We start from the raw sequence: 20611 nt of genomic DNA, 5'->3' as shown, positions 1-20611 counted from the left end.
GCGAGTCGGGAGTGAGCCCGGATCGCGGCGCGGTCAGTCCGCGGGCTGCCAGAGTTCGATGCGGTTGCCCTCCGGATCGGTGACCCACCCGAACCGGCCGACGCCCTCGAAGTCCTGGGCCTCGGCCGCGACGTCGGCCCCCAAGGCGCGCAGCTGCGCCAGCATGGCATCCAGGTCACGGACCCGGAAGTTGAGCATGGTCTGCTGGGAGCGCGATCCGAAGTAGTCGGTGTCGGCCTCGAAGGGCGCGAAGACGCTGACGCCCGCCTCCTGCTGCCAGGCGCCGTTCTCGTCGGTGTCGAGGCCGAGGCTCTCCCGGTACCAGGCGCTCAGGGCCGCCGGGTTCTTGGCGCGCAGGAAGTACCCACCGATTCCGACCACACGTTCCATGACCGCCATCCTGCCAGGCCCGCAGGGGGTTGCCCAGCCGGTGGTCGGGGCGTTGGCGGAGGTCGGTGGCGGTGGACCCGATCGTGGGCCCACCAGGGCGGCTGCCTGACGGCGACCAGCGGTCCGACCAAGGGTCACCTGATCACCCTGCGCAACAACCCGAACGTCGACGACCTCGCGGTCAAGGGTGCCCGGGCGGGTGGCCCCGCCCGGGCACCGCTCGCCGGGAGGCGGTCGCCCCCGGGCCTGGTACGGGGTCAGGCCGGGCGGGTCTGGGCCCAGCTGTAGAGGCGGTGGGCGCTGTCACCCAGGCGAGTGGCGTAGAGCGTGCCGGTCGGCCCGCCCGCGAGGTCGTCCGTGGTGGTGGTGACGCCGACGACGGTGCCGACGCCGGTTCGGGTGTCGAACTGCGCGAGGTGCGGGCCGCCGCTCGCCCCGTGCGACATGTCGCACGGCTCGCCCCACAGGAGGGGGGCCTTGGGACCAGGCTGGGCCGGTCCGGCGCAGTGGATCATGCGCGAGCCGGCGTACTTGGCGCCGGGGTCGTTGAGGCGCTCCTTCGGGTACCCGAAGGTGTGGACGAACTCGCCACGGGTGGGCTGGGTGAACGCGATCCGCTGGCTTCCCGTGACGTCCGCGAGCCGTCGACCGTCGGCCGAACGGTTCGCCACCAGCACGCCCGCGTCGTAGCCCGCCACCGCGACGTCGGCCGAGGTGGTCGAGCCCGGGTCGGCGTCCCAGCGGGAGGAGGTGGCCACGGTCCTGATGCTGAAGCCGCCGAGTGGTTTGGCCCCGTTGCGGTAGCCGGGCACGAAATAGAGGTTGTGGGTCCAGGTGTCGGCGGCGGTGGGAGCCCCGACGCCCCGCAGGCAGTGCGCCGCCGTGACGACGGTGCTGCGGTTGGCGCCGGTGACGACCGTCGCGGTGCAACTGCCGTCGTAGCCGTCGGAGAAGGTGAAGAAGAGCCGGCCGACGCTCGCGTCGACCGCCCCGCCGTGCGTCCAGGTGGCGCCGGGGTCCGGCGTGTTCGCGGGCAGCGGGCGCGGATCGTCCGGCGTGTCGTCGTCCGCGGGCACGGGCGTCTCCTCGGGGACCAGGGCGCCGGCCAGCTTCATCCGGGTGGGGGTCCAGTAGTCCTGGACGGCCTGCTGCTGCGCGGCGGTGACCGTCTCCTGATGGACACTCACCCGGTCGCCGGCGCCCCCGTCCTGCGGTGCGGCGCCCGCGGGCGCGGCCGTCGCCAGGCCGGCGGCCACCACGACTGCCGTCAGGACGACCCGGGTGCTCGTTCGGCTGCGGATGCTGCTGCGGTGACTGCTGATTCGCCCATGAGTAGGTGACATGCAGGGAACGGTAGGGGTGGGACGTCAGGTTGCCGTCTGCATGGCGTCTCATCCCTTCATCGGTCAGGTCAGGTTCCGGTAAAGAGGATGTCGTTCCTGTATCGGCGATGTCCCCCGGCACCGCGACGCCGGGTGGCTGGGACGCGGTCCGAGCCACCCGGCGTACTGCCGTGCCCACCCCTGCCTCTGCGCTACCCCTTCGCGGTGGCCGGGGCCGAGCCGTAGCGGCGGTGGAAGAGTTCGACGCGGCCGGCGGTGTCCAGCACGCGGGCGGTGCCGGTGTAGAACGGGTGGCTGGCGGCGGAGACCTCGACGTCGACGACGGGGTACCGCGTGCCGTCCGTCCAGGTCACCGTCCGGTCGCCGGCCGCGGTGGAGCGGCTGAGGAAGGTGAGGCCGCCGACCTTGTCGCGGAAGACGACCGGGCGGTAGGCGGGGTGGATTCCGGGCTTCATGGGGTCCTCCGATGTGGGGGTGAGGGTGGGGGTTGGGGTGCGGTCGGGGGGCGGGCGCCGGTCGGGGGAGGGGTGCGCGGTCAGCGCTCCTCGCGGAACTCGACGTGCCGGCCGACGACCGGGTCGTACTTGCGCAGCACGATCCGGTCGGGGTCGTTGCGGCGGTTCTTGCGGGTGGCGTAGGTGGTGCCGGTCCCCGCGGTGGAACGCAGGGTGACGACCGGACGGAGCTCGTTGCGGGCCATCGGTGTCCTCTCGGGCCTGGTGTGGGCGGACCCACCGGCCATGGACGGAATGGTTATCGTTTCCATTCCTGCTGTTGATGGCTCCAACGCGGTCCGTCCCCCGGGCATTCCCGGCGGGTCCGCGCGGGGCGAGGACGGGTCGAGGCCGACCTGCCGCCCGCGGGCGACACCGGTTTAGCCGGCGCCGGAGCGGACAGGCGAGCCCCCGCACACGGCACACCGCACAGGACACACCGCACACGGACACGCACACGGACACGGACACGGAAAGCAGGTCGCCATGAGTCGCCCCGACGGTCCCACCGGAGCCCCCACCACGCTCGCCGAATTCGACCGGGAGCAGGCCCACGAGGTGCTGGGAGTCCCCGAGCCGGATCCCCTGACCGACGTCCCCGCGACCGCCGGGGTGGTGAGCGGGACCCTCGGCCGGGCCGAGACGGACGACGCGGTGGCCCGGGCACGCGTCCGGCTGGCGCTCGCCCTGCTCTGGTCGCGGCACGCGGCCACCCGCACCGCCCGCGCCGTCCGCACGCGGTCGGCCGGCCTCGGGGTGGTGGCGCTCGGCGGCGGGCTGCTCACGGTGCTCGCGCTGCGCCGTCGCCGGCACTGATCCGGCCCGACGCGGCCACCCACCCCACAGGACGTAGCGACCATGAGCGTGCTCAGCAGACTCGACCACTACCAGCGAGGGCACCGCCGCGTGGGCCTCGGCATCGCCACCGTCTACAAGTTCATCGACGACCAGGGCGGCTCGATGGCCGCACTGATCACCTACTACGGCTTCCTCTCGCTCTTCCCGGTGCTGCTGCTCCTGGTCACCCTGCTGGGCTTCGCGCTCCAGGGGAACGCCGCGTTGCAGCAGGAGGTCCTGCATTCGGCACTGAGTCGGGTCCCGGTGATCGGTGACCAACTCGGCCACAACATCCACTCCCTCCAGGGCAACGGCTTCGCCCTGGCCGTGGGTGTCGCGGGCAGCCTCTACGGCGCGCTGGGCGTGGCACAGGCGATCCAGAACGCCTTCAACACCATCTGGGCCGTTCCCCAGCACCGCCGCCCCGGTGCTCTGGCCGCCCGGCTCCGCGGGCTGCCGCTGCTGGCGGTCCTCGCCACCGGCCTCCTGGTCTCCAGCGGGCCGGCCGGTCTGATCGGCACCGTGCACGCCGAGGGGATCGCGCCGGGCTGGGCGGTCCGGGTCGCCGCCGTCCCACTGTCGGTGGCGCTCGACACGGGCCTGCTCCTGCTCGCGTTCGGACTCCTGACCGACCGCCACCTGCGCATCCGCCTCCTGTGGCCGGAGGCGGTGGCGGCCTCGCTGATCTGGCAGGCGCTGCTCGGGGCGAGCACCTACTACGTCGGCCACCAACTGCGCGGCGCGACGGCCACCTACGGCCTGTTCGGCATCGTGCTGGGCCTGCTGGCGTGGCTCTACCTGGGCGCGCTGACGCTCGTGGTCTGCGCGGAGAGCGCGGCGGTGCGCACCCGCCGGCTCTGGCCCCGCAGCATCGCGGCCCCCTTCACCGACGACGCCGCGCTGACCCCGGCCGACCGCCGGGCCTACACCTCCTACGCCACCGCCGCTTCGTACAAGTCGTGCGAGGAGGTCAGCGTGGAGTTCCACCGACCCGCCGCCGAGGCAGCGGACACGGCCCGGAGGCTGCCGTCACCCCGGCGACCGGCCGGCTGCGAGGAACCGGGCGCGTTCGACTGACCGACCCGGTCCGACCCGGTCCGACACCGGTAGGCCGCGCGGCTCCTGCCGCGGGCCAGAGGAAAGGACACCCCATGGCCTCCACCCCCGCACCACTCGAACCGTGCCTCCCGCCGGCGCTCCCGGATCCGCCGGTGCCGCCGGCACCGCCGGACCCGACCACGCCCCCGCTGTCGCCGGATCCGCCGGCCCCGCCCGGCTCGCCCCGGCCACCGACCGAGCCGCCCGTCCTGCCCGCGCCCGGCTGGCCCGCGGAGCCCGGTGCGGCTCCGCCCACGCCTCCGGGACCCCCGGAGCCGGGCCGCCCCCGTCCCCAGGAGCCGCCGGACTGACCCGGCGCGGGCGGCCGGGTCAGCGGACGGTGATCCCGATCAGGCAGGTGTCGTCGTCGGTGTCGGAGCTGCTGTACCGCAGCAGGTGGTCGAGCCGGCGGTCGAGCTCGGTGAGGCCGTCGGCGTCCCCGGCGGTGGTCAGCAGGTCGTCGAGGGACTCCTCCAGGGAGCGGTCCCGGCGTTCGATCAGGCCGTCGGTGTACATCATCAGGGTGTCCCCGGGCCTCAGCTGGATCTCGCCCTCCTCGTAGTCGGCCTGGTCGATCGCGCCGAGCAGGATCCCGGCGACGGTGGGCAGTTCGCCGGCCCGGCCGTCGCGCAGCAGGAGCGGCGGGAGGTGGCCGGCCCTGGCCCAGCGCAGGGCCCGGGTCCGCGGCTCGTACAGCGCGCAGATCGTCGTCGCGGTGACGTTGTCGGTCAGGTGGTGGGTCACGGTGTTGAGCCAGCTCAGCAGTTGGCCGGGGCCGGCGCCGGTGGCGGCCAGGCCGCGCAGCGCGTTGCGCAGCGCGACCATGCCGGTGGCGGCCTCGATGCCGTGCCCGGCCACGTCGCCCACGCAGAGCAGCACCTGGCCGCTGGGCAGCGCGAGGGCGTCGTACCAGTCGCCGCCGACCAGGTGGTCCTTCTCGGCGGGGCGGTAGCGCACCGCCACGCGCAGGTCGTGCAGGTCCAGCGGACCGCGGCTGGGCGGCATGATGGCGTGCTGCAGTTGCAGGGCGAGCCGGTTGCGTTCGGCGGCCTGCTGCTCGCTGTGGGCGAGTTGGTCGCGGGTGGCGGCGAGCGCGACCTCGGTCCAGTGCTGGGCGGAGACGTCCTGGTAGGCGCCGCGGACGGCGGCGATGCGGCCGTCGGCGTCGAGGACCGGTTCGGCGACGACCCGGATGTGCCGGGCTATGCCGTCGGCGCGCTGGAGGCGGAAGGCGGTGGAGGCGGCCCGCTGGTGGTGCAGCAGGGTGCGCAGGAACCGGCCGATGGTGTGCTCGTCGTCGGGGTGCGCGTGGGCGGGCAGCCGCTCCAGGGGGATGGGGTCGGCGTGGGACGGCAGGCCGTGCAGGTCGAACAGCGTCTCGTTCCAGGCGATCTCACCGGTGTGCAGGTTCTCCTCGAACCCGCCGATGCGTCCCAGCCGCTGCGCGTGCTGCAGCAGGCCGGCGACGTGGGCGGCGCCGTCCTCGGGGCGCCAGATGACGACCACGCGGGTCCCGTGGCGGCTGATGCTCACCCGGGCCCGGGTGGTCAGCGGGACGCCGTCGACCAGGGCGGCGAGGTCCATCCGCGGGGAGCGGAACGATTCGCCGGTCGCCAGCACGTGCTCGACCTTCTCGAAGAGGCCGCCCGGTTCGGCGGCCAGCGGGTAGGCCTCCAGCAGCCGGGCGCCGACGATGGCGCTGCGCGGGCGGCCGGCGAAGTCCTCGAAGCTCGGGTTGAGGTGGTCGATGAGGTAGTCACCCGCCCGGCCGACCGCGTCCAGCTCCGGGCGCAGGACCAGGCAGGGGTCGTGCAGGCCGTGGACCAGCTCCAGCAGGTCGGCCGTCTGCGGGTCGACGTCGCCGTTGCCCGCGGCGCCGCCGCTCGCCGGCCGGGAGTCCAGCGCGGTGGCGCACAGCTCGGCCAGCGCCTCGAACTGCCGTTGCAGCGACTGGGACCGCGCCGGCAGGGCACCGGGCCAGCAGATCTCCAGGACGCCGGTGATCCGGCCGCCCGCGCCGGCCGGAACCGCCAGCCGTCCGCCGCTGAACTCCCTCTGCCCGATCGAGGGCAGGCCCGCCGCGGCCAGCGACTCGTACGCCACCGGGGCCCGATCGGTCAACGCGCGGCGCGCCGGCACGGGCACCCCGGGCGGGACGTGACGCCAGCGCACCGCCTCCTGCTCGTCGGCGAACCCGGCCCAGCCCACCAGGGTCAGGGACTGGTCGGAGTTGGCGGCCCAGATCGCCACGGCCTGTGCCCCGAGCGGCCGTAGCGCGTGCTCCAGCACCGACTGCGCGACGGCCTGCACGTCGGAGGCCCCCAGCATTCCCGCCTCGGCGCTGCGCAGCCGAAAACCCACCGACGGCTCGCCCGCACCGGCCACGAACTCGCGGGCCAGCTCGGCGATGCGGTCGTGCGAGGCCTGGTTGACCAGGTCGGCCGCCAGTTCCAGCACGGAGAGCTTCGACTGCTCGGCCAGCGAGTCGAGCTGGCGGCCGGCCTCGGCGGGGGAGACGCCCAGGCGCTCCACGATGATCCCCTTGGCGAGTTCGACCAGCGCCCGGCCGTCCGCCTGCGCCTGGGCCCGGGTGAGCTCGCGGCTCAGCCGGTCGACGGTGGAGGTGAGCCGACCCATCACGCCCCCGCCCGCCCGCGGCACCGCTCCACCCGCGGAGGTACGCGCGGTGTCCGAGCCGCGCCCGGTGTCCGGACCGTGCCCGGTGTCCGGACCGTGCCCGGTGTCCGAGCCGCGCCCGGCGTCCGCGTGCGGCTGCTCCGGCGTGTCCCGAGGCGGCTGGGAGTCGTGCATCGCGGTATCTCCTCGGGTGGCGGGGTCGTCGGTCGGGCCGGCGCGCTGCGGCCGGCTGGCCGGGGGGGGGGCGGGCGCGCGGCGGCCGGCTGCGGTGGGGGGCAGCCGGCGGGCCGTGGCTACGGCCGCAGCCACTGTTCGATGCGCGCGATCAGGTCGCGCGCGTCGACCGGCTTGGTGACGTAGTCGCTGGCCCCGGAGGCGAGGCTCTTCTCCCGGTCGCCGATCATGGCCTTGGCGGTGACGGCGATGATCGGAAGCTGCGCGTGCTCGGGCATCGCGCGGATGGCACTGGTGGCGGCGTAGCCGTCCATCTCCGGCATCATCACGTCCATCAGGATCAGATCGACGCCGCGGTGCGCGGTGAGGGTGTCGATCGCCGCACGTCCGTTCTCGGCCTGCAGCACCCGCATGCCGTGCAGTTCCAGGATCCCGGTGAGCGCGTAGAGGTTGCGGTCGTCGTCGTCGACCACCAGCACGGTCCGCCCCGCGAGCGAGCCGTCCACGTGCTGCGCCAGCGCGGCGGCGGCCGGGTCCTCGCTGCGCACCAGCGGCAGCACGTCCCCCGGCTGGTCGGCGCTCAGGTGCAGGGCGATGCGTTCGCGCAACTCGTCCAGGCTGGAGAGGAGTTCGAGTGGCTGCCCGGTGGCGCGCTGCTGCAGGGCCTGCTCCTGGGCGACCCCGAGGCGGCGGTTGTTGTGGGCCAGGACCGGCACGCTGTGCAGGGCGGGGTCGCGGGCCATCTCCTCCAGGAAGCTCAGCGCCGCGCCGTCCGGCAGGTCGAGTTCCAGCACCACGCAGTGGCACGGCGTCGCGGCCAGCGTGGCCGCCGCCTCCCGGGCACCCACCGTGGTGATGACCTCCACGGCCGGGCGCGGGTCCCCCAGGCCCGGGTGGCCCGCGAGGTCGGCGACGGCGCTCTCGGCCACCAGCGACAGCAGGCCGCGCGGCCGCTCCTCGATGACCAGCAGCCGCTTGGGCTGGGGCGCGGGCAGCACCGCCGCGGGCGTCGCCGCCTCCTGCCCGCCGACCGGGACCGCGCGCGGGGGCTGCGCGTTGAGCTCGACGAACTCGCTGCGCGCGGCGGGCAGGTAGAGCGTGAAGGTGCTGCCGTGGCCCGGCACGCTGTCCGCGATGATCGCGCCGCCGAGGAGGAAGGCGATCTCCCGGCTGATCGACAGGCCCAGGCCGGTGCCGCCGTACTTGCGGCTGGTCGTGCCGTCCGCCTGCTGGAAGGCCCCGAAGACGCTCTCCAGGTGCTGGGGTTCGATCCCGATCCCGGTGTCCACGACGTGGAAGGCGATCACCGGGCCGTCCTCACGGCGGGCGACCTCCGGCACCCGGGCGTCGTCCGCCACCTCGATGCGCAGCTCCACGCCGCCCTTCTCGGTGAACTTGACCGCGTTGGACAGCAGGTTGCGCAGCACCTGCCGCAGCCGGTAGTCGTCGGTCAGCAGTTCGGCGGGCACCGCCGGCGCGGTCTCCACCGTGAACCGCAGGCTCTTCTGGCTGGTCAGCGGCCGGAACGTGGCGTCCACGTAGTCCAGCAGCTTGCGCAGCGGGATCCGCTCGGGGGTGACGTCCATCTTCCCCGCCTCGACCTTGGACAGGTCGAGGATGTCGTTGATCAGCTGCAGCAGGTCGGAGCCCGCGGAGTGGATGATGCCCGCGTACTCGACCTGCTTGGCCGTCAGGTTCCTGGTCGGGTTCTGCGCCAGCAACTGGGCCAGGATCAGCAGGCTGTTGAGCGGGGTGCGCAGTTCGTGGCTCATGTTGGCCAGGAACTCCGACTTGTAGGTGGAGGCCAGCGAGAGCTGGTGCGCGCGGTCCTCCAGCTCCTGGCGGGCCTGCTCGATCTCCAGGTTCTTGGTCTCGATGTCGCGGTTCTGTGCCGCGAGCAGCGCCGCCTTCTCCTTCAGCTCCGCGTTGGAGGACTGCAGCTCCTCCTGACGGGCCTGCAACTCCTCGGAGCGCACCTGGAGTTCGGAGGTGAGCCGCTGGGACTCGCCGAGCAGCTCGTCGGTGCGGGCGTTGGCGACGATGGTGTTGACGTTGACGCCGATGGTCTCCATCAGCTGTTCGAGGAAGGCACGGTGGACGGGCGTGAAGGCCCGGACGGTGGCCAGCTCGATGACGCCCAGGACCTGCCCCTCCACCACGATGGGCAGCACCACCAGGGAGACCGGGTCGGTGCTGCCCAGGCCGGAGGAGACGCTGACGTAGCCGCTCGGCAGGTCGTCGACGGCGATGGTGCGCCGGCTGCGCGCGGCCTGGCCGACGAAGGACTCGCCGAGTCTGAAGCGGGTGCTCGTGGAGCCCGCGGGGAAGGCGTAGGAGCCGATCAGGTTGAGGAAGACGGCCTCGCCGCTCTCCTCGGCCAGGTAGAAGGCGCCGTACTGGGCCGAGACCAGGGGGGTCAGCTCGTCCATGATCAGCTCGGCGACCACCGTCAGGTCGCGCCGGCCCTGCATCAGGCCCGACATCCGGGCCAGGTTGGACTTCAGCCAGTCCTGCTGCTCGTTGGCCGTGGTGGTCTCGCGCAGCGACTCGACCATGAAGTTGATGTTGTCCTTGAGGTCGGCGACCTCGCCGGAGGCGTCCACGGTGATCGAGCGGGTCAGGTCGCCGGCCGCCACCGCGCTGGTGACCTCGGCGATCGCGCGGACCTGCCGGGTGAGGTTGCCGGCCAGCTCGTTGACGTTCTCGGTGAGCCGCTTCCAGGTGCCGGAGACGCCCTCGACCTCGGCCTGCCCGCCGAGCCGGCCCTCGCTGCCGACCTCGCGGGCGACCCGGGTCACCTCCGCGGCGAAGGCGCTCAGCTGGTCGACCATGGTGTTGATGGTGGTCTTGAGCTCCAGGATCTCGCCGCGGGCGTCGACGTCGATCTTGCGGGTCAGGTCGCCCCGGGCGACGGCCGTGGTGACCTGGGCGATGTTGCGGACCTGGCTGGTGAGGTTGTGGGCCATGAAGTTGACGTTGTCGGTGAGGTCCTTCCAGGTGCCGGCCACGTTGGGGACCCGGGCCTGACCGCCCAGCGTGCCCTCGGTGCCGACCTCGCGGGCCACCCGGGTCACCTCGTCGGCGAAGGCGGAGAGCGTGTCGACCATGGTGTTGATCACACCGGCGAGTGCGGCGACCTCGCCCTTGGCCTCCACGTTGATCTTCTGCGACAGGTCGCCCTTGGCGACCGCGGTGGCCACCTGGGCGATGGACCGCACCTGGCCGGTGAGGTTGGAGGCCATCACGTTGACGTTGTCGGTCAGGTCCTTCCAGGTGCCGGAGGCACCGCGGACGGTGGCCTGCCCCCCGAGGTTGCCCTCGGTGCCCACCTCGCGGGCGACCCTGGTCACCTCGTCGGCGAAGGCGCTGAGCTGGTCGACCATCGTGTTGATGGTCTCCTTGAGCTCCAGGATCTCGCCGCGCGCGTCCACCCGGATCTTCTGCGAGAGGTCGCCCTGGGCGACGGCGGTGGTGACCTGGGCGATCGAGCGGACCTGGGCGGTGAGGTTGTCGGCCATGACGTTGACCGACTCGGTCAGGTCCCGCCAGGTGCCCGAGACGTCCTGCACGTCCGCCTGCCCGCCCAGACGCCCCTCGGTGCCCACCTCGCGGGCGACTCTCGTCACCTCCCCGGCGAAGGAGGAGAGCTGGTCGACCATCGTGTTGATGGTCTCCTTCAGCTCCAGGATCTCGCCGCGCGCGGTGACGTTGATCTTCTGCGAGAGGTCGCCCTGGGCGACCGCGGTGGCCACCTGGGCGATCGAGCGGACCTGGGCGGTGAGGTTGTCGGCCATGACGTTGACCGAGTCGGTCAGGTCCCGCCAGGTGCCCGAGACGCCCTTGACGTCGGCCTGGCCGCCCAGGATGCCCTCGGTGCCGACCTCCCGGGCGACCCGGGTCACCTCGGAGGTGAAGAGCGAGAGCTGGTCGACCATGCCGTTGAAGACGGTGGCGATCTCGCCGAGCAGGCCGTCCGCGTCGTCGGGCAGCCGGGTGCCGAAGTCGCCGTCACGCACGGCGGTGAGCCCGGCCAGCAGGCGGCGCAGGTCCGGTTCGCCGACCTGTGCGGCGCCGCCGCCGTCGGAGCGCTGTGCCGGGGGCTTGGTCGAGCCGGCCATCGAGGCGCCGCCTTCCACGTAGAGCGCCAGGCCACCGGCCCGCCACCGTCAACGCCCGATCCGGCTGCCCACTCGACCAGAGGCCGTGCCGAAGCCGTGCCAGGCACCTGTCATCCAGTCCGGGACGCTACCGCACGCCCTCCGCCGGGGGCGAACTTCCCGCAAACGGTGGGAAGTGGGCCATCTCACCCCCGCCGGACCCGCGCACCGGGGCCGGGCGCATGCCGGGCGCCTCCGGGGGCAGACGAGGTCGACACCGACATGGAGGTCACCTCATGGTTGCCCTGCTTCTCGTCCTACTGCTGGCCCTGCTCCTCTTCGGCGCCGGATTCGCCCTCAAGGCCCTGTGGTGGGTGGCGGTGATCGTCCTGGTGTTCTGGCTGGTGGGCTTCGTCGCCCGCGCCACCGACGGCGCCGGCTCCCGCAGCCGCTGGTACCGCTGGTAGGACGCTCACCGGGAACCGGGCCGGGGCGCGACCGCCTGCGCGCCGGCGTCGGCGTCCGCCTGCGGCGGACTCACCTTCAGAGCCCAGCAGGAGAAGGCGAGTTCGTCGGTGTCCTGGTCGACCAGGGCGGAGGCCGTGGTGCCGCCGCCGTGGCCCGAGCCGCGCAGCGGCAGGAGCAGGTACGGGCCGCCGGCGTCGGCCCGCGCGTGGAGCCGCGCGACCATCTTGAGCGGATCGTGCGGCGGTGCGGTGCGGTCGTTCAGGGCGGAGGCGAAGGCCATCACGGGGTAGCGGCGGCCCGGTCGCACGTTGTGGTAGGGCGAGTACCCCGCCAGGTACGGGCCTTCGACCGGGTCGTGGTTCGCGCCGTACTCGACGGTCGCCGCCGCCAGGAAGCCGAAGGCCGGGAACCTCAGCATGTCGAGGACCGGTGCCCGGCAGTAGACGGCTCCGAAGGCGTCGGGGGCCTGCAGCGCGGTGGCGGCGACCAGCAGGCCGCCGTTGCTGTTCCCGCGGGACAGGATCCGCTCCGGGACCGTCCAGCCCGCCTCGACCAGCCACCGCGCGGCGGCGACGAAGTCGTCGAAGGCGTTCTGTCGTCGCGTGCCGACGGCCGCCTGGTGCCAGTCGCGGCCGTACTCCCCGCCGCCGCGCACGTGGGGGTAGGCCAGCACGCCGCCCAGCCGCAGCCAGGCCGCGTTGAAGGCCGTGAAGCGCGGTTCCACCGAGATGTTGAACCCGCCGTACCCGCTCAGGCGCACGGGCCGGTTCCCGTCGGGCGTCACGTCCGTGCGGTGGACGAGGAACATCGACACCCGGGTGCCGTCGGGGGAGGTGTACCGGACCCGCTGGGTCGTGAAGTCGCGGGCCTCGATCCCCGCGTCGGGGACGTGATAGGGGATCAGACGGTTGGCCCCGAAGTCGTAGCGGTAGACCGAGGGCGGTTGCAGGTAGGAGGTGAAGTCGATCCACACCTCCTCGCCGGCCCACCCGCCGCGCACTCCGCTGACCGTGCCGCTGCCCTCGTCGTGGTTGACCGAGCCCAGCCCCGGCAGCTCCACCTCGCGCAGGAACTCCCCCTCGGGGGAGTGGACGCTGACGCTGTGGGCGGCCGATCGCGCGTGCACCGCGTACAGCCGCCCCGCGACGCCCGTCACCGACTGCAGCACGTCCCGGCCCTCGGGGATCAGGGTCCGCCAGTCCGCGGGCGAGGAGAGCGGGGCCGTGCAGAGCCGGCCGCGGGGCGCGTCGAGATCGGTGCGGATCAGCAGGGCGTCGTCGAGGACCTGCACCCGGTTGACCGACCGCATGCCGGTGGCCACCGGGATCAGCGCGTCGTCGGCCAGCCGCAGCAGGTGGACGTCGTTGGCGTGGACGAAGTCCCAGGTGGTGATGACGGCGTAGCGCCCGCACTCGCTCACCTCCACGACGAACCAGTACTCCTTGTTCCGGTCGTCGCCGTGCACCCGGCGGGCGGGGGCCGTGGAGCCGATGGTGTGCTCGTACACCGCGTGCCAGAAGGCACCCTCGCCGGCCGGGACGTCGCCGGGCTCGGGGCAGGCGGCGTAGAAGAAGCCCGAGGAGTCGGGGCGCCACGCCACCGACTCCTGGCCCGTGCCCCGCGGCCGGTCCGGCAGCGTGTCGCCCGAGGCGACGTCCAGGACCCGGATCACCGCCTCCTGGGTGCCTCCCACGGACGTGCCGAAGGCCACCAGCCGTCCGTCCGGCGAGGGAACCGCGAAGGCCAGCGTCTCCTCGTCCGGCCAGGTGGTGGGGTCGAGCACCGGTCGTGCTTCTTGCGAGGGGGTGTGCTGACACATCAGACGGAGCTTCTCGTCGAAGGCGTCCGCCTGCCAGAAGAACCGCCGCCCCTCCGGCGTGGTGGCCACGGGCGGGGTCAGCCGGGCCCAGCGCGAGGAGCGGGCGATCGCGGCGCGCAGCCACGCGCGGCCCGGCACCGCGTCCAACACGCCGCGGGTGACCGCCTCCTGACCGGCGATCCAGGCGACGGTGGCGGGATCCTCCAACCGCTCCAGCCCGTCGTAGGGGTCCGCGAACCGGACGCCGTGGGCGGTGTAGCCGCCGTCCTCGTTCCTGGGGGCCTCGACCGCCCGCGGGGAAGATCCCGTCCCACCCACCACTGCCTCCGGATCAGAACTGTTCGAACGGTCGGACGGGCAACCGGCGTGGTCCGGCACCCGCGCACAAGGGGCGGAATCTACCACCCGCCGCAGGCCGTCCGGTCCGCCGTGGCCCCGGCGTCAGCTCGGGTCGACCTCGGCGCGCAGGGTGTTGTAGTCGGCGAACGCGGACTCGACGCCGGCCCGGGTCAGGCCGTAGCGCGCCAGGTCGTAGCTGTGCGGGCGGGTGCCCCGGGGGCGGGCGGTGATCTCCGGGAGCCGGGTCGCGGTGGCGCTGCTCCAGCGGGCGCCGACGGACGCGTAGAGCCGCGGGGCGCCGGTGGCCGGGTCGGACCCGAGCCAGGAGTAGGGGACGTCCACCAGCGCCTCGCGGGGGATCGAGGCGCGGGCCGCCAGGCCCCGGGTCATGGCGCGGCTGAGCACGTCCAGCCAGGTGGCGCCGATCCCGTGCAGGTCCAGGGGGCGCAGGGTGATGGCCATGCCGTGCTCGACCAGGCTGCAGAAGGACGCCACCACGGTGACCGGGTCGCGGTGCGTCCACACGACGGTGGCGTCCGGGAAGGCGGTGCGCAGGGCGTCGAGGTTCTCCAGGTGCATGGGTGACTTCAGCACCCAGCGGCGGCGCGGGCGACCGTACTGGAGGACCTGGAAGACCTGCTTGAGGTAGCGGTAGTCGGGGACGAAGTCCCGCTGGTGGTGCCGGGCCCGGTAGCCGGGGATGCGGACCTGGGAGAGCGGCATGACGGTGTGCGGCAGGGCGAAGGTGCACTCGTCGGGGCTCTCGGCGTCCAGCGGGTGGACGTCGCGGAACCGCGGGGCGAACAGGTCGATCGCGCCGACCATCCGGCGCGCGGCGGTGACCGCCCTGCGGCGCTGCTCGGGCGTCGGCTCCAGGTCGGGGGTGAGCAACTCCCACAGCAGGGGGCAGCGGTGCTCGGCCGCCAGGGAGAGCACGCCGTGCGTCAGGGTGGTGGCCGTGCGCGGCAGGCCCACCACGAACACCGGGCGCTCGATGGGCTCGTCCTCGATCGCGGGGTGCCGGGAGATCAGCCGGCGGATCCGGGCCCGGTTGGCGAGCTGGCGGCGGACGTGCGCCTGCGCGGACGCCCAGCCGACCGGGGTGAGGTGCTCGTCCTTGGACCAGTCGCGCAGCAGCAGCCGGAAGTCCTCGGCGAAGGGCTGGTCCCCGTCCGCCTGTCCGGCGGTGGCCAGGAGCCGGTCGAAGACCCGGTCGGGGTGGCGACGGGCGCCGAATCCGGGCCGCAGCAGCAGGTTGGCCAGGGCGAGGGGCAGCGGAGTGGCAGGCAAGGGGTGTGGTCCTTCGGCAGCGGAGGGGGGACGGTCAGGGCCGCGCGTCGTGGCGGGCGAGCAACCGGTAGGCGTTGGACAGGCGGGCCCGGCCGGCGAAGCGGGCGACCAGGCGGTCGAGTCCGGTGGCCAGCAACAGCAGCGGGGCGCCCGCCAGGAAGAGGGCCCCGCGCAGCAGCCGCCGCGGCAGGCCCGGCGGGGTCCCGGGCAGCCAGGGCGCGTCCTCGCGCGGGGCGACGGCGTCCAGCAGCAGCCAGCAGGCGGCCAGCAGGTCCACCGGATCGTGGGGCTCGCCGTGCTGTTCCAGGACCACCTCGAAGCCCAGCTCGCCGAGGCGGCGACGCAGGTTGGCCGCGGGCATCAGGTTCAGGTGCTGCGGTTGCAGCCAGGGCAGCCACCACCGCCCGAGCAGGCGGGCCGAACGGCACTGCGGGTCGGGGACCTCGATCAGCAGCAGCCCGCCGGGGCGCAGTGCGGTCCGCGCGGCCGTCAACTCCCGTGTCGGGTCCGTGCTGTGTTCGAGGTAGTGGAACATGCTCACCACCTCGTACCGCCCGGCCAGGGTGGGGGCCAGCTCGGGGAACGAGCCCTGGAAGCCGTGTGCCAGCCGGCCCTCGCGTTCGGCCAGTCGCACGCCCTCGCTGAGGTCCAGGCCGTCGAACGAGGTGCGCGGGAAGAGCTCGTGGGCGGTCTCGCAGAAGTGCCCGTGGCCCGTGCCGACGTCCAGCCAGCGGCTCGGCGCGGCGAGGAAGGGGGCGACCGAGCGCGCGCGGCCGCGGTAGACCGAGGCCCGGGTCGAGAACATCCCGCCCAGGCGCTGCTCGCCCAGGCCGTCGTAGAAGTCGCGGTAGTAGAACTCCAGCCCGCCGCTCGTGAGTCGGGGGTTCTGGAAGACGTGACCGCAGTCGCGGCACTCCTCCAGCACGAACCGTCCCGGCTTGTGCTGCAGCAGGTCGCGGGTGCGCAGGCGGACCCGCAGACGGGGGGAGTGGCACCAGGGGCAGTCGGGGCGGCGCGCCTCGAAGAAGCGCTCGGTGCCGTCGGCCAGTCGGGCCCGGTAGTCGGGGCGCAGGGCGGCGACCTGGCGGGCCCGTGCGGCGGCCTTTCCGACGGGCTGTGGTGCGGTCGGGTCGGGTGCGGACGGGCCGGTTTCGGTGGTGGTCATCAGGTCCTCCCTGTCCGTGGGCCGGGGTGCGTGACGTGCTCGACGGCCTCGGTGGCGGGGTCCGCGGCCGGCTCTGCGGCCGGCTCCGCGGTGACCAGCCGTTCGAGGTGGGTGGCCGCGGCGGACGCGCCGCCCGCCGTGCGGAACGAGGCACCGATCCGCCGGGCCGCGCCCCGGTGGGCGGGGTCGTCGAGCACCGCGTCCAGCGCCCGGCCGATCCGGGTCGCGTCGACCCGGCCGAAGCGCACCCGCACGCCGGTGCCGGCCGCCGCCACCTGACCGGCCACCACCGGCTGGTCGTCGCGGATCGGGGCGACCACCAGCGGCACCCCGTGCCACAGCGCCTCGCAGACGGTGTTGTGGCCGGCGTGGCAGATCACGGCGGCGGTGCGGGCCAGCAACGGCAGCTGCGGCACGGACGGCAGGACCAGGACGTCGGGATCGGGGGCCGGATCTCCCAGGGCCCGACCGGGGTCGACGACGACCGCCTGCAGCCGCCCGGCGCGGGCCCGCACGGCCTGCCGGCAGGCCGTCAGGAAGGCGGTGCCGGTGTCGCCGTTGGCCGTGCCGAGGGTGACCAGCACCGTCGCGCGGTGCGGATCCAGCCACGGCCAGGGGAAGTCCGCGGCCGTGGGGCGGGTCGTGATCGAGGGGCCGACGAACCGGATCGGACCCGGTGGCGGGCCGAGAGGGCCAGTGAGTTCGGCGGTGGTGAAGGCGAGCGTCAGCCGCGGGGAGAAACGGGGGTCGCCGCCCTGGGCCGGATCGCCCAGGCGCCCGCGCAGGTCGCCGAGGAGCCCGCGGATCCAACCGTCCACCAGGGGCATGCCGCTCAGCGCGCCGGTGAACTCCGCCGAGGTGGTCGCGGAGGTGGCCCAGGGCAGGCCGAGCCGCTCGGCGACGAGCGCGCCGGCCACCGCCTGCTGGTCCACCACGAGCAGGTCGGGGCGAAAGCGGCGCACCGCGGCCTCCACGCCGGGGGCCATCGCCTCGGCGAGCGGGACCAGGAACGCCTCCCAGAGGAACTTCAGCGCCGCCGGCCCGCGCAGCTCCGGTGGCCGCTGCGCCTCCTGCCCCGAGGGCACGGCGCAGGGGAGGACCTCGGCGCGTGGGCCGGCCAGGGCGCCGACCAGCTCCGGCACCCCCGCCCAGGCCACGGTGTGGCCGCGGGCGGTCAGCTCGCCGGCCACGCCCACGGTCGGGTTCACGTGCCCGACCAGCGGCGGGACGACGAACAGGACCCGGCTCACCGGGCCGTTCCCGCGATGGTCTCCGGGGCCGCCTGCCGGACGGTCCCCGCGTCCGCCGGCCGGACCGTGACGGTGCCCGCCGGCCGGACCGTGACCGTGCCCGCCGGCCGGCCGCCGGCCGGTGCGCAGGCGGTGCGCAGGGCCACGCCCTGCTCGCGCAGCCAGGACAGGGTCAGTTCCCGTACCACGTCCGGGGTTTCGATCAGGACGGAGTGCTCCTGGCCGGGGACGAAGGTGCTGCGGCAGTCGGGCAGCAGCTCGTCCAGCCAGGCCGCCTGGGGGGCCAGGTCCGAGCGGGTGCCGTAGACGGCCAGCACCGGGCAGCGGATGGCCCGCAGCTCGGCCTCCCCGGGCAGCCGACTGGCGGGGATCTCGCGCGCCAGCGAGGTCTGGGTCATCATCGCGCCGGCCGAGCGGGCGAGCCGGGCGGTGTGCCGGCCGCGTGTGGCCGTGATCCAGGCCAGCGTGGACTTCTTGACCAGTTCGCTCTCGGCCCGCTCCAGGATGTCCGCCAGCTTGGCGGCCCAGGCCGCGGTGGCCGGTTCGGACTCGATGGCCAGGATGCCCAGGACCTGCGCCGGGCGCCGGGCGGCCAGCGCGAAGGCCACCGTGCCGCCGAAGGAGTTGCCCAGCAGGTGGACGGGGCCGGTGATGCCCAGCCGGTCCAGCAGGGCCTCCAGGTCGTCGGCGAAGTGCTCGAGCCGGTAGCCGGTCGGCGGCCGCTCGGTGCGGCCGTGGCCGCGCTGGTCGTACATCAGTACCCGCAGCCCGGCGGCGGCCAGGGCGGGTGCCAGGGTGAAGTAGTAGCTGGCGAGGCTGTCGGTGAGCAGGCCGTGCAGCAGGACGACGGTCGCCGCGGGCGGTCGCGCGTCGCGGGGGCCGAGCTCCTGCACGTGGAAGCGGAGTCCGTCGAGGTCGAGGAAGGCCATGGTCAGCTCGGCTCCTCGTCCCGCAGCCGGTCCGCGACGTAGCCGACCAGCCGGCCCACCGTCAGTCCGATGATCTCCTCGAGCTCCATGCCCGCGATGAACTCGGCGAAGTTGATCCGGGCGCCCCAGCGGTCCTGGAGCCGGCCGGCCAGGGTCACCAGGTCGATGCTCTCCAGTTCGAGGTCCTCGGTGAACCGGGCCTCCATGGTGACCTCGGACTCCTCCAGGCCGTAGTCGCCCAGCACGGCGGCCAGCATGCCGGCGATCTCGCCGAGGATCTCCTGCTCGGTGAGCGGGTGGCGTTCCGTGGTCTGCCCGCTGGTGGTCATGCGGTCACCGGTCCTTCGTGCGTGTCGGCGGGAGGGTTCTGGGCGTCGGCCGTGGTCCGGGCGTCGTGCGCGGTCGCGGTGCTGTGCGCGGTCGCGGTCGCGGTGTCGTCGGTGGTCGCGGTGTCGTCGGTGGTGGAGGCGTCGTGCGTGGTCCAGGCGACGACGTAGTGGCGCGTCGGGAGGCCGGGCGGGTTGTCGACCTCCGTGCAGCGCACCCGGTGGGTGCGTGGTCCGCCCGCCGCGGGGGCCGTGACCAGCAGGGTGCGGGGATCGGCGCGGACCACCGTGAAGTCGCGGGGGCGGCCGCGCAGTCCGGTGCCCGCCGCCTTGGCCACCGCCTCCTTCGCGGCCCAGAAGCGGGTGAACCAGAGCGCCTCGGTGCCGCCGTGGGCGCTGCGGCAGGCGGCCAGCAGGTCCACCTCCGCCGGGTCGAGCGCGACCGCGACCGTCGGGGCCGGGCGCTGCGTCACCTCTTCGAGGTCGATGCCCACGCCCGGCCCGCCGCCGGGACGGCTCGGCCGGACGAGGGCGACCGCCGCCTCGTGCCGGTGCGCGAGGGAGACGTCGAGGTCCGGGAGCGTACGGCCGTGCACCCCGAACACCCCGGGCCTGCCGTCCGGGTCGTTGCGCACCTCGATCTCGGCGGGGTACAGCGGGCCCTCACCCCGGTCCCAGAGCCACCGCCGCACCGCGTCCTTGACCGCGATCCGCCCCAGCAGCCTGGCCCGGCGACCGCGCGGCGGCTGCCGCTCGTAGTCGGCCCGTTCGGCGGCCCCCAGGTGGTTGCGCATGATGAGGTCGCGGGAGGCCAGGTCCGGCCAGCGCTCGTGGAGCAGCATCCAGCCGCCGTCCTGCGGCGCCGAGAGGGTGTTGCGCTCGACGAACCGTTCGACCGGGCGGGTCTCGGGGTGGCTGTCGAAGCGGCGGTCCTGCCAGCCGTGCACCTCGGCCCAGACCGTGCCGTCCGACGCCAGCTGCACGTCGGCCGCAAGGACCGTGTCGGTCAGTTCGGTGATGCGGATGTGGCAGTGCAGCTCGGTGCCGGGCCGGGGCTCCGGGCCGAAGAAGCGCAGCCGGCGCAGGCCGACCGGGAAGACGACGGTGCGGTCGGTGCGGGTGGCCATGATCCAGTAGCCGAGCAGCTGGCCCACGTTGTCCAGCAGCGCGCCGGGGGCGGCGGGCGCGGTGATCACACCGCGCACGTGCCGTTCGCCGAGCGCGGTCAGCTCGGTGAGCCCCTGGAACGCCGGGCCGTGGAACATCCACCGCTGCTCGTAGAGGGCGGCGGCGGTCAGCTCCGGGGCGCGCTCGTCGCGCGGGTCCACCGGCCAGGGCGCCGGCGGCAGGTCATGGCCGTCCGTCAGTTCGACGATCCCACCGGCGTAGGCGCCGAAGGACGCGGCGAGGGTGCCCGGGTCGGCCTCGCGCACGGTGAGTTCCACCTCCAGCGGGGTCGCGGCCGGCACCCACTGCCCGAACCGCATGTCCCGCACGCCACTGGCCACCCGGGTGGGCTCGGCCCGCTCGGCCGCGTCCATCAGGTGCCGCACGATCGTGGTGGCCGGGACGACGGGCCAGCGGTCCACCAGGTCCGGCCAGTCGGGACGCTGGCGGAAGAAGCAGTGGTCGCGCAGGTACGGCATGGCCTCGCAGGAGACGCGCAGGGTGCTGGTGCGCACGGTGGGGGCCGGGGCGCCGGCGGGCGGATCGGTAGGGGTCGGAGCGGCGGGGGGCGGGCCGGTGGGGATCGGGCCGGTCGGCGGTCGCAGCGCGGCGATCAGTTCGACCGCGGTCCGCTCGGTGTCGCGCAGCAGCGCCTCCAGCTCGGCCGCGATCGGGAAGCGCTCGGCCAGGTCGGCCAGCGCCGCGCGCCCCGGGGGAGCGGTGGGCGGGCGGTGGGCGGGCGCGCCGGGCCGGCCCCGGCGGGGGGCGGGCGCCTCGCGCAGCCCCTC

General features: G+C 74.2%; 17 protein-coding genes. 4 read left to right on the top strand and 13 right to left on the bottom strand.

All coding sequences use genetic code 11. From position 1 onward, the window contains the following. Positions 1-33: 33 nt before the first annotated feature. On the bottom strand, positions 34-390 hold the full coding sequence (locus ABD323_RS26065; RefSeq protein ID WP_344444397.1) for a VOC family protein: 357 nt from the start codon (positions 388-390) through the stop codon (positions 34-36). Here ABD323_RS26065 and ABD323_RS46215 point away from each other — a divergent pair. Continuing rightward, a complete protein-coding gene (locus ABD323_RS46215) occupies positions 271-678 on the top strand; it encodes a hypothetical protein (RefSeq protein WP_486327155.1) in 408 nt (135 codons plus the stop codon). The two genes, ABD323_RS26065 and ABD323_RS46215, sit on opposite strands and share 120 nt — an antisense overlap. On the opposite strand, the gene ABD323_RS26060 is transcribed toward ABD323_RS46215, so the two are convergent. From ABD323_RS26060 to rpmG, 3 genes are all read right to left on the bottom strand, one after another. Continuing rightward, positions 648-1733 (bottom strand): trypsin-like serine peptidase, encoded by a 1086-nt coding sequence (locus ABD323_RS26060; protein ID WP_344444396.1) that lies wholly within the window; start codon positions 1731-1733, stop codon positions 648-650. The two genes, ABD323_RS46215 and ABD323_RS26060, sit on opposite strands and share 31 nt — an antisense overlap. A 191-nt stretch (positions 1734-1924) precedes the next feature. Further along, positions 1925-2188: a type B 50S ribosomal protein L31 gene (locus ABD323_RS26055; RefSeq protein WP_344444395.1), complete on the bottom strand. Its 264-nt coding sequence runs from the start codon at positions 2186-2188 to the stop codon at positions 1925-1927. 80 nt (positions 2189-2268) lie between these two features. Further along, on the bottom strand, positions 2269-2433 hold the full coding sequence (gene rpmG, locus ABD323_RS26050) for a 50S ribosomal protein L33 (RefSeq protein ID WP_344444394.1): 165 nt from the start codon (positions 2431-2433) through the stop codon (positions 2269-2271). A 280-nt stretch (positions 2434-2713) separates the two neighbouring features. Here rpmG and ABD323_RS26045 point away from each other — a divergent pair, with 280 nt between their 5' ends. Both ABD323_RS26045 and ABD323_RS26040 read left to right on the top strand, forming a co-directional pair. Continuing rightward, positions 2714-3043 (top strand): hypothetical protein, encoded by a 330-nt coding sequence (locus tag ABD323_RS26045; RefSeq protein WP_344444393.1) that lies wholly within the window; start codon positions 2714-2716, stop codon positions 3041-3043. Between the two features lie 42 nt (positions 3044-3085). Beyond that, positions 3086-4141, top strand: a complete 1056-nt coding sequence (locus tag ABD323_RS26040; protein WP_344444392.1) for a YihY/virulence factor BrkB family protein — start codon at positions 3086-3088, stop codon at positions 4139-4141. A gap of 351 nt (positions 4142-4492) precedes the next feature. Here ABD323_RS26040 and ABD323_RS26035 read toward each other — a convergent pair whose 3' ends face one another. Together ABD323_RS26035 and ABD323_RS26030 are read right to left on the bottom strand one after the other, a co-directional pair. Beyond that, positions 4493-6973 carry a SpoIIE family protein phosphatase gene (locus tag ABD323_RS26035; protein ID WP_344444391.1) on the bottom strand — a complete coding sequence of 827 codons (2481 nt, stop codon included), beginning with the start codon at positions 6971-6973 and terminating at the stop codon, positions 4493-4495. Between the two features lie 119 nt (positions 6974-7092). Beyond that, entirely contained in the window at positions 7093-11091 is a 3999-nt protein-coding gene (locus ABD323_RS26030; protein WP_344444390.1) for a HAMP domain-containing protein, read from the bottom strand. A gap of 275 nt (positions 11092-11366) precedes the next feature. Between ABD323_RS26030 and ABD323_RS26025 the strand changes: the two genes are divergently transcribed. Beyond that, a complete protein-coding gene (locus ABD323_RS26025) occupies positions 11367-11537 on the top strand; it encodes a hydrophobic protein (protein WP_344444389.1) in 171 nt (56 codons plus the stop codon). A gap of 5 nt (positions 11538-11542) precedes the next feature. On the opposite strand, the gene ABD323_RS26020 is transcribed toward ABD323_RS26025, so the two are convergent. The 7 genes from ABD323_RS26020 to ABD323_RS25990 form a co-directional block, all read right to left on the bottom strand. Next, positions 11543-13675, bottom strand: coding sequence for a prolyl oligopeptidase family serine peptidase (locus ABD323_RS26020; RefSeq protein WP_344444388.1), 2133 nt, complete (start codon positions 13673-13675; stop codon positions 11543-11545). Between the two features lie 123 nt (positions 13676-13798). After that, positions 13799-14986 carry a sulfotransferase family protein gene (locus ABD323_RS26015; protein WP_344444387.1) on the bottom strand — a complete coding sequence of 396 codons (1188 nt, stop codon included), beginning with the start codon at positions 14984-14986 and terminating at the stop codon, positions 13799-13801. Between the two features lie 34 nt (positions 14987-15020). Then, positions 15021-16151 (bottom strand): class I SAM-dependent methyltransferase, encoded by a 1131-nt coding sequence (locus tag ABD323_RS26010; RefSeq protein ID WP_344444386.1) that lies wholly within the window; start codon positions 16149-16151, stop codon positions 15021-15023. After that, positions 16151-17401, bottom strand: a complete 1251-nt coding sequence (locus ABD323_RS26005) for a glycosyltransferase (RefSeq protein ID WP_344444385.1) — start codon at positions 17399-17401, stop codon at positions 16151-16153. The genes ABD323_RS26010 and ABD323_RS26005 overlap by 1 nt, the downstream gene beginning before the upstream one ends. Beyond that, positions 17398-18330: an alpha/beta fold hydrolase gene (locus tag ABD323_RS26000; protein ID WP_344444384.1), complete on the bottom strand. Its 933-nt coding sequence runs from the start codon at positions 18328-18330 to the stop codon at positions 17398-17400. The genes ABD323_RS26005 and ABD323_RS26000 overlap by 4 nt, the downstream gene beginning before the upstream one ends. Positions 18331-18332: 2 nt before the next feature. Continuing rightward, positions 18333-18659 (bottom strand): acyl carrier protein, encoded by a 327-nt coding sequence (locus ABD323_RS25995; RefSeq protein ID WP_344444383.1) that lies wholly within the window; start codon positions 18657-18659, stop codon positions 18333-18335. Continuing rightward, positions 18656-20611 (bottom strand): 4'-phosphopantetheinyl transferase superfamily protein (locus tag ABD323_RS25990; protein WP_344444382.1); only part of this gene is annotated, 1956 nt, incomplete at its 5' end. The genes ABD323_RS25990 and ABD323_RS25995, both read right to left, overlap by 4 nt.

This window comes from Kitasatospora nipponensis (assembly GCF_039528135.1).
Lineage (GTDB): Bacteria > Actinomycetota > Actinomycetes > Streptomycetales > Streptomycetaceae > Kitasatospora > Kitasatospora nipponensis.
This window is presented reverse-complemented; position numbering and strand designations above follow the sequence as displayed.